This is a genomic window from Arthrobacter sp. NPDC057259, from assembly GCF_042668995.1.
Taxonomy (GTDB): Bacteria; Actinomycetota; Actinomycetes; order Actinomycetales; family Micrococcaceae; genus Arthrobacter.
The window spans coordinates 283,650-296,754 of record NZ_JBHUYA010000001.1 but is presented as its reverse complement, the minus strand read 5'-3'; the positions used below and the strand labels follow the sequence as shown (position 1 = coordinate 296,754).

Here is a 13,105-nt window from a genome sequence, read left to right as displayed (position 1 = left end):
GCTAAGGCCGTTTTGGACGCTCAAAACGGCCCCTGCTGCCAGTCAGTTGGGCGGGGACGTGTCCTAGACTGGCGGCATGAGCCTGGACGAGCACAACTACGCCCTGACGGTCACCTGGACGGGCAACCTCGGCGAGGGGACGTCCGGCTACCGGGCGTACAGCCGGGACCACGACATCGAGATTCCCGGCCTGCCTGTCCTCAAGGGCTCGGCGGACCCGACGTTCCGCGGCGACCCCGGCCGGTACAACCCCGAGCAACTGCTCCTGGCCGCGCTAAGCCAGTGCCACATGCTCTCTTTCCTGCACGTGGCGGTGGAGCATGGCGTGGTGGTCACCGGCTACCGGGACCGGGCCGAGGGGCTGATGCGGACCAACCGGGACGGCAGCGGCCAGTTCGAGTCGGTCACGCTGCGTCCGGTGGTGGCCACGAAGGACCCGGTGTCCCCGGAAGCCTTGGCGGAGATGCACCACGAGGCCAACTTGCTCTGCTTCATCGCCCGCAGCGTCAACTTCCCGGTCCGGCACGAGGCGTCCGCCGGCTGACGGTTCGGCGCCTCCCAGCCTCGGGCGGCCATTAGCCTGCGGCGCCGACCGGGTCCGTCGCGTCCCGCCATTCCTCCAGCAGCCGGCGCTCGGTGTCCGGGCTGAGTCCGGCCTTGCGTTCCCGGTCCAGCCCCCGGCGGCGCTCGTCGTCGAGACTGTCCGCCAGCGTCCGGGTCCACGGCCGCAACCGGAGTCCGGCCGCAACCGCCGCGGCGTTGCTGCGGGTGCTGAATCCCTCGTGGCCCGGCGGCAGCCACAGCGGCAGGGAGTCCGGACCCGCCCAATAGTTCACCCCGCGCGCGGCGAGCCAGTCGGGCGGCGCGGCCACGATCTCCGCGGCTCCCCCGTCGAGACGCCGTGATTCATCGAGGTATTCGGCGAACGGCACGGGATCGCCGACCGCGTTCAGCGGCCCGGTAACGCCCCGCTCCGCCGCGGTCAGCACCCAGGCGGCCAGGTCCCGGACGTCGATGATCTGGGTCAATGCTGCCGGGGTGTCCGGGACGAGGACGGGTCCCGGGTGTCGGGCGAAGCGGGCAGGCCAGTACCCGTAACGGTCCGATTCGTCCCCGGGGCCGCCGATCAGGCCCGGCCGGCACAGGTGCGCCTTGTCCCCGGCCAGTTCCAGGGTCAGGTGTTCAATCGCGGACTTCGTGGCACCGTAGTTCTCCATGGTCGCCGGCGTCCCGGCGGGCAGCGGCGGCAGCACGACGGCGTCCTCCGCCGTGCCGGGGACCGAGGGGTCCGCGTAGACCGAACAGCTGGAGACGAAGGTCCAGTGCCGTGCGCGGCCGGCGAGCGCCACGAGGGCATCCTCCGCCTGCCCGGGGTCGCGGGCCACGTCGACGACGGCGTCCCACTCCCCCGCGTGGACGGCCCCGGCGTAGGCAGCCGGACCCTGCGAGCGGTCCGCCTTGAGCCAGCTGGCACCCTGGGGCGGCGCGGTCCGGGATCCACGGGCCAGGCACATGACGTCGTGGCCGGCGGCGACTGCCTGCCGGGCGATTTCGGCAGAGAGGAAGGCGGTGCCACCGAGGACGAGGATGCGCATGGGGCCACGCTACGGCGCTAGTCTGGACAGTGAACAGAGTCTTATGCGGCCGGCGAACGCGGGCGTGCCGAAGGAGCAGTACCACTTGATCTTGAGCTTGACCACCCCCGAACCCCTGACACCGCTCGATGTCTCCGCCATCAACGTGCCCGGAGCCCTGATCAGCATCGGGGTGGGCGTCCTCGTCTGGCTGGTGGCGTCCTTCGTGATTTCCGGGATCACCAAGCGCGTCGCCGCGGGCAGCACCTTCTTCAAGAAGCCGCGGTTCCGCTGGGTTGCCCCCGCCCTGCGCGCGCTGGACCACCAGCGCCGGGAGCAGCGGGCCCGCACCATCGGCGCGCTGCTGACCAGTGTGGTGAGCGTCCTCGTCGTCGTGATCACCGCGATGTACGTGCTGCAGTATCTTGACGTCAATATCGCGCCGCTGCTGACCAGCGTCGGCATCCTGGGTGTCGCGATCGGCTTCGGCGCCCAGCAGCTCATCCGCGACTTCCTGGCCGGGATCTTCATCACCATCGAGGACCAGTACGGCATCGGCGACGTCATCGAAACCTCCGAGGTGGTGGGCACGGTGGAGTCGATGGGCCTGCGCATCACCCGGGTCCGCGCCGACGACGGCACCATCTGGTACCTGCGCAACGGCGAGATCCTCCGTGTGGGCAACCGCTCCCAGGGCACCTACACCCCGCCCGCCGACGAGGTCGACCAGGCCGGTGCCGCCGAGGCAGCACCCCAGCAGAAAGCCGGAGAGTAATGACCATCCCCCTCGGCGGAGATCCCCGCCAGCCCCGGCAGCTGATGCAGAACGACCCCTTCAGCAAGCCCGGCTACACCGACAACTTCTACGACGCTGTCGGCGGGCACGAGACGTTCGTAAAGCTCATCGACGTGTTCTACGACGGCGTCGCCACCGACCCGCTGCTGCGGCCCATGTACCCGGAGGAGGACCTCGCGCCGGCGAAGCGCCGCTTCCTCATGTTCCTGGAGCAGTACTGGGGAGGTCCCACCACCTACGGCGAGGAACGCGGCCACCCCCGGCTCCGGATGCGGCACCAGCCGTTCCGCGTGACCCCGGAGGCCAAGGACGCCTGGCTCCGGCACATGCGCACCGCCGTCGATGCCCTGGAGCTCCCGCCGCTCTACGAGGGAACCCTGTGGGACTACATGGAGCGGGCCGCCCTCTCCATGGTCAACAGCCCGTCCGGAGCCTAGGCGGGTTGCGCCGCTTGCCGGCCGGCACACAGAGAAAGACCCCGGAGGCACTTGGGGGGATGCCTCCGGGGTCTTTCTGAAATTTATAATACCCACCCGGGTATGACCGCGCAAGGGGTCGCCTCCGCCTAGGCTGGAGCCATGATCACCATTCGCGAAACGGTCGACGGCGACCTGCCCGCCCTCGCCGCGCTGCGGACCACCTGGACGGCCGAACAGGCACCCGCCGCCGACGGCACGACCATAGACCCGGAAGAGTTCGTCGCCGTGCTCAAGCGGTGGCTGGAGGCCAATCCGCGGACCTTCTTCCTCGCCGAGCACAACGGCGTTCCCGTGGGCATGCTGAACCTCATGGTGTTCGAACGCATGCCCAAGCCAGGCAAGGACATCTCACGCTGGGTGTACCTGGGGAACGTCTATGTGCTTCCGGACCGCAGGAACGCCGGCATCGGGGCGCAGCTGGTGGAGGCCGCCCTGACCTATTCGCGGGAGATCAACGCGGTCCGCATGCTCCTCTCTCCGTCGTCGGAGTCTCGAAGCTTTTACGCGCGGCTCGGTTTCGTGCCGGCGTCGGAACTCAACGTGCTGACCTTCTGAGCTGCGTACCCACCCTTACCGGGCCCGCTTACGGGCACTTCCGAGCACTTCCCGGCGCCCCCGGGTCTAGGCTGGCGGTCATGGCGATCATTCATCAGGCAACGTTGACCCCCTCCAAGATGGAACTCCTCGAGCGCTGGCTCCCCGGCCGGTCCTGGTTCCCGGACACCGGGTCCGTCCCGGAGAAGGCCGGGCACTTCCGCTTCGACGACCCGGAGGGGGAGGTGGGCCTCGAGACCATCCTGGTGCGTTCCGGCGGCGCCGTGTTCCAGGTGCCGCTCAGCTACCGGGGCGCTCCCCTGCCCGGCGGCGACGATCACCTGGTCGGCACCATGGAACACTCCGTCCTGGGCAGCCGCTGGGTCTACGACGCGTGCGCGGACCCGGCCTACGTCCGTGCCCTGGCCGGTGCCATCCTGGCCGGCACGCCGCAGGCACAGCATGTCCTGCAGGTCGACGGCGGGCAAAAGGTTCTCCCCGAGTCGGTTACCGTGCACGGCACGGGAACCGCGGGTACACCGGTTCCGGAGGTTGGCGACGTCACGGCCAGCGACGCCGCGGAGGGGACCGTGATCCGCGCCGGTGCGCTGGAAATTTTGGTCTACCGGCGGCTCGACCCCGCTGTCCCGCCGGCAGCCCGCTCCCTGGTCGGCACCTGGGAGGGTCAGGACACTCCGGTAGCCCTCGCCGCCGTCACGGAAGGATAGGGCGTCGTCGCGGGGGCCGCTAGAGGCCGGACCCTGTGCGGACCAGCACGTGGCCGCGGGGGCTGCTGAGCCGGAACCACGTGTCGGCGCGGAAGACGGACTGCTCCCCCTCGGCCAGGAACCCCAGGGTCAGCGCCGCGAAGGCCGCCCCCGCGGGCAACCCGTGCGCCGCCGGCAACGGCCGGCCCCAGACGGTGGCGCGGGCGTTGTTCACGATCAGGGCACCGGGCTTGTCCGGGATGATGCCGGCGATCTCCCTGATCCCCTCCTCAGCCGCCCGCCGCAGTTCCGCGTCGGGGACGGTGCCGGCCGGTTCCCAGCCGCCGCGGGGTGCTCCGACGCCGGCCCAGGATTCCCGCAGGGTCATCGGCGGGACGGGAAGGTCGACGTCGTCGGGCCCCGACCGGGCCAGGCGGTCCAGCACCGCCGAGAGCGGCACCGTCACGTCCAGCCGGGCCGGCGCGGCCAGAGCCATCGTGCGCAGGCCCAGGATGGTCGGCGTTCCCTCGCCCAGCAGCCGCGGCCGCAGGAGGCAGACGTAGGCGGCCAGGACGGTGCCGTCGGCGCTGAGGCGGATGCCGCCGTCGTCCACCGCCTTGGCCCTGGTGGCGAAGGTGCGCAGGTCGGCAAGGTCGCGGGGATCGGAGAACTGCAGGGACTCGGTGAGGACATCAGACACATTCCCGACTTTACCGGCTGAGCCTCTTTGGAGCCCGGCCAAGCCGCCGTCTAAAGTCAAACCATGACTGAAGCCGAAGCCGCAGTGCAGGCCGCACCCCCGGAGGACCCGACCACCTCGCTCATCCAGCTCCTGGACCTGGGCGAACTTCAGGGCGCCCGGACGGACGAGGACATTTTCCTGGGCCCGTCGCAAAAGCAGCCCCGGCAGCGGGTGTTCGGCGGCCAGGTGCTGGCGCAGTCGCTGGTGGCCGGCAGCCGGACGGTTCCCGAGGGCCGGGGCGTGCACTCGATGCACGGGTATTTCCTGCGGCCGGGCGACGCGAACCAGCCGATCACTTTCGGCGTCCAGCGGCTCCGCGACGGGCGCTCCTTCTCGGCCCGCCGGGTCCACGCATACCAGGACGGCAAGCCGATCCTGTCGATGATCGCCTCTTTCCAGGACGAGGATGAGGGCATCGAGCACCAGACGCAGATGCCGGAGGGAATCCCGGACCCGGAGTCGCTGCCGAGCACGGCCGACCTGCTGGGCAAGTTCGACCACCCGGTGGCCCGGCACTGGGCCTATGAGCGGCCCTTCGACATCCGCCACGTGGACCCTGCCCTGTATGTCTCGGCCGAGGGGCCCAAGGAGGCCCGCAACGCCGTGTGGATGCGGACCTTTGGACCGATGCCGGACGATCCCGGCCTGCACCGCGCCGCGCTGGCCTACGCCAGCGACTACACCCTCCTGGAGTCGGTCCTGCGGCGGCACGGCTTGAGCTGGATTACGCCGGGGATGTCCGTGGCGAGCCTGGACCACGCCATGTGGTGGCACCGGCCCGTGCGGGTGGACGAATGGCTGCTGTACGTGCAGGAATCCCCCAGCGCCCAGGGCGCCCGGGGCCTGGCGACCGGGAAGATCTTCAGCCGCGACGGCCGGCACGTCGCCACCGTGGCGCAGGAGGGCATGATCCGGGTGCCCACGGAACCGGCGCCCCGGTAACGGCGAACGCCTTTAACGCATAAGCCCGGCGCACCCCCTCTCGGGGGCGCGCCGGGCTTTTGCGTTGGCGGGCCGGCCGCGGAACTAGTCGCGGGTCAGGCGGCGGTGGGTGACCCGGTGCGGCTTGGCCGCGTCGGGGCCGAGGCGCTCCACCTTGTTCTCCTCGTAGGATTCAAAGTTGCCCTCGAACCAGTACCACTTGGAGGGGTTCTCCTCGTCACCTTCGTAGGCGAGGATGTGGGTGGCCACCCGGTCGAGGAACCAGCGGTCGTGCGAGACGACGACGGCGCAGCCGGGGAATTCCAGCAGGGCGTTCTCGAGGCTGCTGAGGGTTTCGACGTCGAGGTCGTTGGTCGGTTCGTCGAGGAGCAGCAGGTTTCCGCCCTGCTTGAGGGTCAGCGCGAGGTTCAGGCGGTTGCGCTCACCGCCGGAGAGGACGCCGGCCTTCTTCTGCTGATCCGGGCCCTTGAAGCCGAAGGCGGCGACGTAGGCGCGGGACGGCATCTCGACCTGGCCGACCTGGATGAAGTCGAGTCCGTCGGAGACGACCTCCCAGAGGGTCTTGTTCGGGTCGATGCCGCCGCGGCTCTGGTCCGCGTAGGAGATCTTCACCGAGTCGCCGACCTTCAGTTCGCCGCCGTCGAGCGGCTCCAGGCCGACGATGGTCTTGAACAGGGTGGTCTTGCCGACGCCGTTGGGGCCGATGACGCCCACGATGCCGTTGCGCGGCAGCGAGAACGACAGGCCGTCGATCAGCATCCGGTCCTCGAAGCCCTTTTGCAGGTTCTTCGCTTCCAGGACCAGTCCGCCCAGGCGCGGTCCCGGCGGGATCTGGATCTCTTCGAAGTCGAGCTTGCGGGTCCGGTCCGCCTCGGCGGCCATTTCCTCATAGCGGGCCAGACGGGCCTTGGACTTGGTCTGGCGGCCCTTGGCGTTGGAGCGCACCCACTCGAGTTCCTCGGCGAGGCGCTTGGCCTGCTTGGCGTCCTTCTTGCCCTGGATTTCCAGGCGGGCACGCTTCTTCTCGAGGTAGGTCGAGTAGTTGCCCTCGTAGGGGTAGAGGTGGCCGCGGTCCACTTCGGCGATCCATTCGGCCACGTGGTCCAGGAAGTACCGGTCGTGGGTGACGGCCAGGACGGCGCCGGGGTACGAGGAGAGGTGCTGTTCGAGCCAGAGCACGCTCTCGGCGTCGAGGTGGTTGGTGGGCTCGTCGAGGAGCAGCAGGTCGGGCTTCTGCAGCAGGAGCTTGCAGAGGGCGACGCGGCGACGCTCACCACCTGAGAGCACGGTGACGTCGGCGTCGGCCGGCGGGCAGCGCAGCGCGTCCATGGCCTGCTCCAGCTGGGAGTCGAGGTCCCAGGCGTCGGCGGCGTCGATCGCTTCCTGAAGCTGGCCCATCTCTTCAAGCAGGGCGTCGTAGTCGGCGTCCGGATTGGCCATCTCTTCGGAGATCTCGTTGAAGCGCTGGATCTTGCCGTAGATCTCGCCCACGCCCTCCTGGACGTTGCCGAGGACGGTCTTTTCCTCGTTCAGCGGCGGCTCCTGCAGCAGGATGCCGACGGTGTAGCCGGGGCTCAGCCGAGCCTCGCCGTTCGAGGGAGTGTCCAGGCCGGCCATGATCTTGAGGATGGTGGACTTACCGGCGCCGTTCGGGCCGACAACACCGATCTTGGCACCGGGGAAGAAGGACATACTCACGTCGTCGAGGATGAGTTTTTCGCCAACGGCCTTACGGGCCTTGGTCATTGTGTAGATAAATTCCGCCATACTCTCAAATCTAGTGGTTCGGCGCTGATAACTCACATTCCGAGGCGACAGGTTCCGCGCCGCCCATACCGGGGAGACCGGTCAGGCGGCCGGGCCCGCGAGGCAGCGGCCGTCGGCGAGGGCCGGCAGGACGGTGGCGGTGACGGACCGCCCCCGGATCTGGGCGACGACGCAGTCCCCGCCCTGCCGGACGGACGCTTCCACAGCATCGGCGTCCAGGCCCGTGGGGGTCCGGCTGGCGGTGACCTCGATGGCCCCGGGAGCGTAACCGGCCCGGACCAGGGCCGCCCGCACGCTGTCCGTCCCCGGCACCGACCCAGCGGCGAGGCCGGCGAGCGCGTCGCGCACTTTGGCCGCATCCTCGGGTTGCGTGGCCGCCGAGCCGCCCGCCACCGAAGGAGCCGTGGGCGTGGGCGCGGAGGGGGCGGCGGGCGTGGCCGTCGCGGTCGCGGTCCCGACGGCGGTGGATGCTTCCGGCGCGGGGGCGACCGTATCGCCCGACCCGGAGCATCCGGCGAGGGCCATTGCCACTACGATGCCGGCCAGGGTGGCGGACGTCGGGAACAGGGCGCGGGGAAGGAGTCTGGGCCGGGTCACCCGGCCATTCTGCCACCGGCGCCGGTCCGGACATCGCCGTCACCGCCTCCACCGCTCTTGTCCGAGCCCCTCTGGTCGGCGGTGCCGGCAGCCTGCTGGCACTGGCCGGGAAACGAGGCCCTCAGGCGGCGTCCTCCTTCACCTCTCCGGTTTCCTCGTCGAAGTCGGGCAACTCCTCCGCGGCGTCGGCTCCGCCGTCGCCGGCGCTCCCCTGCCCGGCGGCTCCCGGAGTCCCGCCCTGGTCCGCCCCGTCCGACTGCTGCTGCTGCCCGCCGGTATTGCGGGTGAAGTTGGCGGCGCCCCACGACAGGTCGTGACCGATGGCGTCGGCATCGATGTCCACGGCGTGGTGGATGCGGCCCTCCGACTCCCAGGTGCGGATCTTGAGCCTGCCGGCAACGATGACGGGCTGCCCTTTCCGGATACTGCAGGCCATGTTGCCGGCCAGCTGGCGGTAGCCCTGCACGGTGAACCAGTTGGTGGTCCCGTCCACCCAGGCGTTGGCCGCCCGGTCGAAGCGCCGTCCGGTGGAACCCAGCCGGAAGGACGCGGTGGCGACGCCGCCGGGCGTCGTCGAACTCTTAATCTCCGTGGCGACGAAGCCCCGGATGGTGATGCTGTCATTCATTGGTATGTCCTGTCTCATGGGAAGGCTGGCTGGTCCTTCCCACTCTGCAACCGGGGTCCGGCACACGGCAGTCCATACCGGGGCTATGTGGAAAACGGGACGCGGTGGCACGGTAAACTTCTTGAGGCGTGCCCGGCTCCGGCCGATAGGCACGCGCGTGCCCCAGTAGCTCAGGGGATAGAGCAGCGGCCTTCTAATCCGCCGGTCGGGGGTTCGATTCCCTCCTGGGGCGCCTGCACGGCCCCGGTCACGGACTATCCGTGACCGGGGCCGTTCCGCTTAAGCTCCCGCCGCTTCTTGGGCTCCCCGGCTCAGCTTCCGGAGCGCCGTCTCCCGCCCAAGCCATAAGCAGGCTTAGTATTGAGTCCAGAGAGATGGAGGCAGGGCCCCGGCCCATAACCGAAAGTAAGGCAGCCATGACGCAGACACCCCGCGGATTCGACTCCTACGACCAGGCCGACACCCCGGCGGCACCGGAGCACGCAACCACCGGACTCCCCCGGGAGGACGCCCCGGCGGCCACGTCCTCCCCCGCCCGGACGCCCGCGGAGGTTCCCACGCCGGAGCCCGCCCCCGCCACCACGGCAGCACCCGCGCCCACGCACGAGCCCCGCCAGGTGACCCGCGCCGGGATTGTGTGGACCGTCGTAGCCGTCGCCCTTGTGGTGCTGATCCTGCTGATCGTCTTCATCCTGCAGAACCAGGACTACGTCCAGGTCAAGTACTTCGGACTGGCGGGAGCCGTCCCGCTGGGGGTGGCGCTGTTCATCGCCGCCGTCGGCGGCGGGGTGCTGGTAGCCATCGCCGGGGCCGCCCGCATCATCCAGCTCCGGCTGACCGCGCACCGCCAGCGCGCCCGCCTGGCCGGCCAGGGCACCCGCGAACGCTAAACCTGGGAAGCGCTAAGCCGGAAGCACGGCAGGAGCGCAGACCGGCCGGACTGCCCTACAGTTGCCGCATGTCCGAAGGCCTCGTCACCACCATCCGCGCTGCCCTGCATGTCGCGGCAGATCCGGTTCGCGGCGCGGCGGCCCAGCGGTATCTGAAGTCGGAGATGCCATCCCTGGGCGTCCGGGTCCCGGAGGTCCGGGCCATCGTCAGGAATGCCGCCCGGCGGTTGCCGCCGCAGTCGCTGTCCGAACTCACCGCCGCCGTGACCGAGCTGTGGCGCGAGGCCCGCTGGCGGGAGGAACGGCTCGCGGCCATCGAACTCACCGGCTTACGGCTGGCCCGGGACGAGCTCGCCATGCTTCCCCTGTACGAGGAGATCATCCGCGACGGCGCCTGGTGGGACCTGGTCGATTCCCTGGCGCACCGCCTGGGCGGCCTGCTCCTGGCCCACCCCGCCACGGTGGGGTCGCTGCTGCGTCGGTGGAGCCAGGACGCGGACCTCTGGATCCGCCGTGCTTCCATCACCGCCCAACTGGGAGCCAAGGGCGCCACGGACCGTGAGTTACTGGCGGACGTAATCACGACCAACCTCGGCGACCGCGAATTCTTCATCCGCAAGGCCATCGGCTGGGCGTTGCGGGACTTCTCCGCGACGGATCCGGACTGGGTCCTGGGTTTCGTCGACCGCGCCGGGGACGGGCTGAGCCCCCTCTCCCGCCGCGAGGCGCTGAGGAAGCTGGGAAGAACCGACGGAATCAGATGAGCGGTCTCAGGCGACCGACTTCAGGTGACCGGCCTCAGATGACGGGCCGGCTGGTGACCGGTTCGTCCGGCTTGCTGAACAGCTGCTTGGTCTTGGGGTCCAGGAAGATCAGGTAGAGGGCGAACAGCAGGGCGATGATCGCGGCGGCGTTGCGGGCCAGGGCCAGCGCCAGGCCCAGGTCCTGGCTCTGCAGGTACGGGAAGACCTCCAGCTGGTCGGAAATCGCGTAGACCATGAAGAACGAGACCATGAAGTACAGGGCCTTGACCTGCCAGTCGTCGCGGATACCGGTGACGGCGAAGAGCGGGATCAGCCACACCACGTACCAGGACTGGATCATCGGGGCGAGGAACACGACGGCGGCGAAGGCCAGGGTCAGGCGGCGCATCAGCCGGTCGTAGTCGCCGCGGAAAATCTGCCAGGCCACGATCCCCAGCGCCAGGACCTTACCGGCGTCGTACACGTACTTGGCCAGGCCCCAGCCGTCGAGGCCGAAGGCGTTGGAAATGGAGGCGACGATCAGCCCGACCAGGCCCACCGGGGCGTACCAGATCCAGATGCTGCCGGGGGCGGACAGGCCGTTGATCCAGCCGAAGCCGAAGCCGTTGACGGCGCTCATGGCGTAGAGCAGGCCCACGCTGATCCCGGCGGTCAGGGCCCAGAACACGAACTTCCGCGGCCACCCGGCGTTCTTGCCGGCCCACAGCAGCCCGATGAAGGGCAGGAAGACGATCGTGATCGGCTTGACCGCAATCGAGAGCGTCACCAGGACCAGACCCACCAGCACCCGCTTGGTGGCGCAGTAGTAAAGGCCGGCGAGGGCCAGGCCGATCATCAGCGCGTCGTTGTGGACGCTGGCGATGAAGTTGGTCAGGAACAGCGGGTTGGCGGCGGTCAGCCACAGGGCGCGGTGCGGGTTGACCCCGTGCAGTTCCGCGAGCTTCGGGACGTAGATGATGCAGAGCACGATCCCCACGAGGGCGGCCAGCCGGAACAGCATGATGCTGGCCTCCGGCTGGACGTTGGTGGACCACACGACGAACTGCTCAATCCAGAGGAATAGCTGGCCGTAGGGCACCGGCGCCTCGGTCCACATCTTGTCCGCGCCGAGCTGGAAGTAGTTGGAGAGCGCGGAGATGCCGTTCTCGTAGGGGTTGAAGCCCTCGACCATCAGCCGGCCCTGGCCGATGTAGGCATAGACGTCGCGGCTGAAGAGCGGCACGGAGAACATCATCGGCAGGCCCCACGCGACGACGGCGGTCATGGTCGCCTTCCGCGCACCGGCGCCCCAGTGCCGGACCCGCTGGCCCAGCCGCAGCCACGCCCGCACCAGCAGCATCCCGCCGACCGCCAGCAGCACGATGCACATGCCGACGCCCACGGCCTCGGTGCGCATCCAGATGAAGAGCGGCAGCCGGCGCAGTTCGGAGACCGGCGCCAGCCAGCCGACGCCGAGGGAACCGACGAACATGAACAGCGAGCCCAGGAATCCGGAGAGGATGGGTGAGCGTGCGTTGTCCACGTCGGCCGGGGCCGCCGCTGACGGTGCCCCGGAGGATGTCCGGGACGTACCGGCAGCCGTCTTCCCCGCCGCAGGTACAGGCGCCGTCATCTCAGGGGTGTCCAATCTGTCGAGTGCTGGTGGAGCCCACTCGTGGCCTGAAAGCCGGTCAGGGGCACGCCGCACGGAGGAAAAATTCCGACGGCCGCGTTGCCAAAATCGTAGCACCGGGCCCCTCCGGGGCGGCGGAACGGTAGGCTGGGCGCGTGCCTATATCTAATGAACGCATCGTGTGGATCGACTGCGAAATGACCGGCCTGGACACCAAGAATGACGCCCTGATCGAGGTGGCGGCCCTGGTGACCGACTCGGAACTGAATATCCTCGGCGACGGCGTCGACGTCGTCATCAAACCGGACGACGCCGCCCTGGCCCAGATGAACGACTTCGTGCGCGACATGCACACCCGCTCCGGACTGCTGGAGGAACTCCCGCACGGCAAGACCATGGCCGAGGCGCAGGAAATGGTGCTGGCCTACATCAAGAAGTGGGTGCCGGACCCGAAGAAAGCACCGCTCGGCGGCAACTCGGTGGGCACCGACCGCGTCTTCCTGGTCCGGGACATGCCGGACCTGGTTGAGCACCTGCACTACCGGGTGATCGACGTCAGCACCATCAAGGAACTCTCCCGCCGCTGGTACGCCCGCGCTTACTTCCAGTCCCCCGCCAAGCTCGGCGGCCACCGCGCCCTCGGCGACATCAAGGACTCCATCGACGAGCTCCGCTACTACCGGCAGGCCGTCTTCGTCCCGGCGCCCGGCCCGGACAGCTCCACCGCGCAGCGCATCGCCAAGGACGTCATGGCCACCTCGGGTGCCGCCCCCGGCAGCGCGCCGACGGACGCCGCGGACGACGCCGGGAACCCCGGAGGCGCCCCGGACGAGTCCCCCGCGGGTGCCCGGGCAGAGTAATCTGCCTCACGTTTCGGCCTTTTTTCGATGAAATCGCCGAAACTGGCAAAAGCACCCCCGCGAAGCAGGTAAGCTATTTGTCGTTGCCTTTCCGGAAGGCCGGTTCGCCGGTTCGCCTGACAGGCACATGGTGGGCGTAGCTCAGTTGGCAGAGCGCCTGGTTGTGGTCCAGGAGGTCGCGGGTTCAACCCCCGTCGCTCACCCTCACCGAGG

General features: G+C 69.3%; 15 protein-coding genes and 2 tRNA genes. 11 read left to right on the top strand and 6 right to left on the bottom strand.

Annotated elements, in window-relative coordinates:
• The first annotated feature begins 76 nt into the window (after window positions 1-76).
• Window positions 77-544 carry an OsmC family protein gene (locus ACFUCU_RS01405; protein WP_377970183.1) on the top strand — a complete coding sequence of 156 codons (468 nt, stop codon included), beginning with the start codon at window positions 77-79 and terminating at the stop codon, window positions 542-544.
• 31 nt (window positions 545-575) lie between these two features.
• Here ACFUCU_RS01405 and ACFUCU_RS01400 read toward each other — a convergent pair whose 3' ends face one another.
• Window positions 576-1,595 (bottom strand): NAD-dependent epimerase/dehydratase family protein, encoded by a 1,020-nt coding sequence (locus ACFUCU_RS01400; RefSeq protein ID WP_377970182.1) that lies wholly within the window; start codon window positions 1,593-1,595, stop codon window positions 576-578.
• An 88-nt stretch (window positions 1,596-1,683) separates the two neighbouring features.
• On the opposite strand from ACFUCU_RS01400, the gene ACFUCU_RS01395 reads away from it, so the two are divergent.
• The 4 genes from ACFUCU_RS01395 (at window position 1,684) to ACFUCU_RS01380 (ending at window position 4,111) form a co-directional block, all read left to right on the top strand.
• Entirely contained in the window at window positions 1,684-2,349 is a 666-nt protein-coding gene (locus ACFUCU_RS01395) for a mechanosensitive ion channel family protein (protein ID WP_377970782.1), read from the top strand.
• On the top strand, window positions 2,349-2,807 hold the full coding sequence (locus ACFUCU_RS01390; RefSeq protein WP_364135146.1) for a globin: 459 nt from the start codon (window positions 2,349-2,351) through the stop codon (window positions 2,805-2,807). Before ACFUCU_RS01395 ends, ACFUCU_RS01390 begins: the two co-directional genes overlap by 1 nt.
• A gap of 141 nt (window positions 2,808-2,948) precedes the next feature.
• Entirely contained in the window at window positions 2,949-3,404 is a 456-nt protein-coding gene (locus ACFUCU_RS01385; RefSeq protein WP_377970179.1) for a GNAT family N-acetyltransferase, read from the top strand.
• 80 nt (window positions 3,405-3,484) lie between these two features.
• Window positions 3,485-4,111 carry a hypothetical protein gene (locus tag ACFUCU_RS01380; RefSeq protein WP_377970177.1) on the top strand — a complete coding sequence of 209 codons (627 nt, stop codon included), beginning with the start codon at window positions 3,485-3,487 and terminating at the stop codon, window positions 4,109-4,111.
• Window positions 4,112-4,130: 19 nt separating this feature from the next.
• On the opposite strand, the gene ACFUCU_RS01375 is transcribed toward ACFUCU_RS01380, so the two are convergent.
• Window positions 4,131-4,790, bottom strand: a complete 660-nt coding sequence (locus ACFUCU_RS01375; RefSeq protein WP_377970176.1) for a hypothetical protein — start codon at window positions 4,788-4,790, stop codon at window positions 4,131-4,133.
• Window positions 4,791-4,853: 63 nt separating this feature from the next.
• Between ACFUCU_RS01375 and tesB the strand changes: the two genes are divergently transcribed.
• Window positions 4,854-5,774, top strand: coding sequence for an acyl-CoA thioesterase II (gene tesB / locus ACFUCU_RS01370; protein WP_290257596.1), 921 nt, complete (start codon window positions 4,854-4,856; stop codon window positions 5,772-5,774).
• Between the two features lie 84 nt (window positions 5,775-5,858).
• Here tesB and ettA read toward each other — a convergent pair whose 3' ends face one another.
• The 3 genes from ettA to ACFUCU_RS01355 form a co-directional block, all read right to left on the bottom strand.
• The gene (ettA, locus tag ACFUCU_RS01365) at window positions 5,859-7,541 is read right to left on the bottom strand and encodes an energy-dependent translational throttle protein EttA (RefSeq protein ID WP_290257595.1); all 1,683 of its coding nucleotides are present in this window, start codon (window positions 7,539-7,541) and stop codon (window positions 5,859-5,861) included.
• A gap of 81 nt (window positions 7,542-7,622) precedes the next feature.
• Window positions 7,623-8,138, bottom strand: coding sequence for a DUF6993 domain-containing protein (locus tag ACFUCU_RS01360; RefSeq protein WP_377970174.1), 516 nt, complete (start codon window positions 8,136-8,138; stop codon window positions 7,623-7,625).
• Window positions 8,139-8,259: 121 nt separating this feature from the next.
• Window positions 8,260-8,766, bottom strand: a complete 507-nt coding sequence (locus tag ACFUCU_RS01355) for a single-stranded DNA-binding protein (protein WP_364135129.1) — start codon at window positions 8,764-8,766, stop codon at window positions 8,260-8,262.
• A gap of 159 nt (window positions 8,767-8,925) precedes the next feature.
• On the opposite strand from ACFUCU_RS01355, the gene ACFUCU_RS01350 reads away from it, so the two are divergent.
• From ACFUCU_RS01350 to ACFUCU_RS01340, 3 genes are all read left to right on the top strand, one after another.
• Window positions 8,926-8,998 (top strand) — tRNA-Arg (locus tag ACFUCU_RS01350).
• A 184-nt stretch (window positions 8,999-9,182) separates the two neighbouring features.
• On the top strand, window positions 9,183-9,656 hold the full coding sequence (locus ACFUCU_RS01345) for a lipopolysaccharide assembly LapA domain-containing protein (RefSeq protein WP_377970172.1): 474 nt from the start codon (window positions 9,183-9,185) through the stop codon (window positions 9,654-9,656).
• Between the two features lie 68 nt (window positions 9,657-9,724).
• Window positions 9,725-10,420 (top strand): DNA alkylation repair protein, encoded by a 696-nt coding sequence (locus tag ACFUCU_RS01340; RefSeq protein WP_377970170.1) that lies wholly within the window; start codon window positions 9,725-9,727, stop codon window positions 10,418-10,420.
• Window positions 10,421-10,454: 34 nt separating this feature from the next.
• On the opposite strand, the gene mptB is transcribed toward ACFUCU_RS01340, so the two are convergent.
• Window positions 10,455-12,032: a polyprenol phosphomannose-dependent alpha 1,6 mannosyltransferase MptB gene (mptB, locus tag ACFUCU_RS01335; protein ID WP_364135120.1), complete on the bottom strand. Its 1,578-nt coding sequence runs from the start codon at window positions 12,030-12,032 to the stop codon at window positions 10,455-10,457.
• A gap of 155 nt (window positions 12,033-12,187) precedes the next feature.
• Here mptB and orn point away from each other — a divergent pair, with 155 nt between their 5' ends.
• The gene (gene orn / locus ACFUCU_RS01330; protein WP_377970168.1) at window positions 12,188-12,892 is read left to right on the top strand and encodes an oligoribonuclease; all 705 of its coding nucleotides are present in this window, start codon (window positions 12,188-12,190) and stop codon (window positions 12,890-12,892) included.
• Window positions 12,893-13,022: 130 nt separating this feature from the next.
• A tRNA-His gene (locus ACFUCU_RS01325) sits at window positions 13,023-13,095 on the top strand.
• Window positions 13,096-13,105 lie beyond the last annotated feature (10 nt).

Bases quoted from the DNA above. Each gene is read 5' to 3' on its own strand.
- ACFUCU_RS01385 (WP_377970179.1), top strand. From the start codon at position 2,949: ATGATCACCATTCGCGAAACGGTCGACGGCGACCTGCCCGCCCTCGCC.
- ACFUCU_RS01390 (WP_364135146.1), top strand. From the start codon at position 2,349: ATGACCATCCCCCTCGGCGGAGATCCCCGCCAGCCCCGGCAGCTGATG.
- tesB (WP_290257596.1), top strand. From the start codon at position 4,854: ATGACTGAAGCCGAAGCCGCAGTGCAGGCCGCACCCCCGGAGGACCCG.
- ACFUCU_RS01405 (WP_377970183.1), top strand. From the start codon at position 77: ATGAGCCTGGACGAGCACAACTACGCCCTGACGGTCACCTGGACGGGC.
- ACFUCU_RS01340 (WP_377970170.1), top strand. From the start codon at position 9,725: ATGTCCGAAGGCCTCGTCACCACCATCCGCGCTGCCCTGCATGTCGCG.
- ACFUCU_RS01380 (WP_377970177.1), top strand. From the start codon at position 3,485: ATGGCGATCATTCATCAGGCAACGTTGACCCCCTCCAAGATGGAACTC.
- ACFUCU_RS01355 (WP_364135129.1), bottom strand. From the start codon at position 8,766: ATGAATGACAGCATCACCATCCGGGGCTTCGTCGCCACGGAGATTAAG.
- ACFUCU_RS01400 (WP_377970182.1), bottom strand. From the start codon at position 1,595: ATGCGCATCCTCGTCCTCGGTGGCACCGCCTTCCTCTCTGCCGAAATC.
- mptB (WP_364135120.1), bottom strand. From the start codon at position 12,032: ATGACGGCGCCTGTACCTGCGGCGGGGAAGACGGCTGCCGGTACGTCC.
- ettA (WP_290257595.1), bottom strand. From the start codon at position 7,541: ATGGCGGAATTTATCTACACAATGACCAAGGCCCGTAAGGCCGTTGGC.
- ACFUCU_RS01345 (WP_377970172.1), top strand. From the start codon at position 9,183: ATGACGCAGACACCCCGCGGATTCGACTCCTACGACCAGGCCGACACC.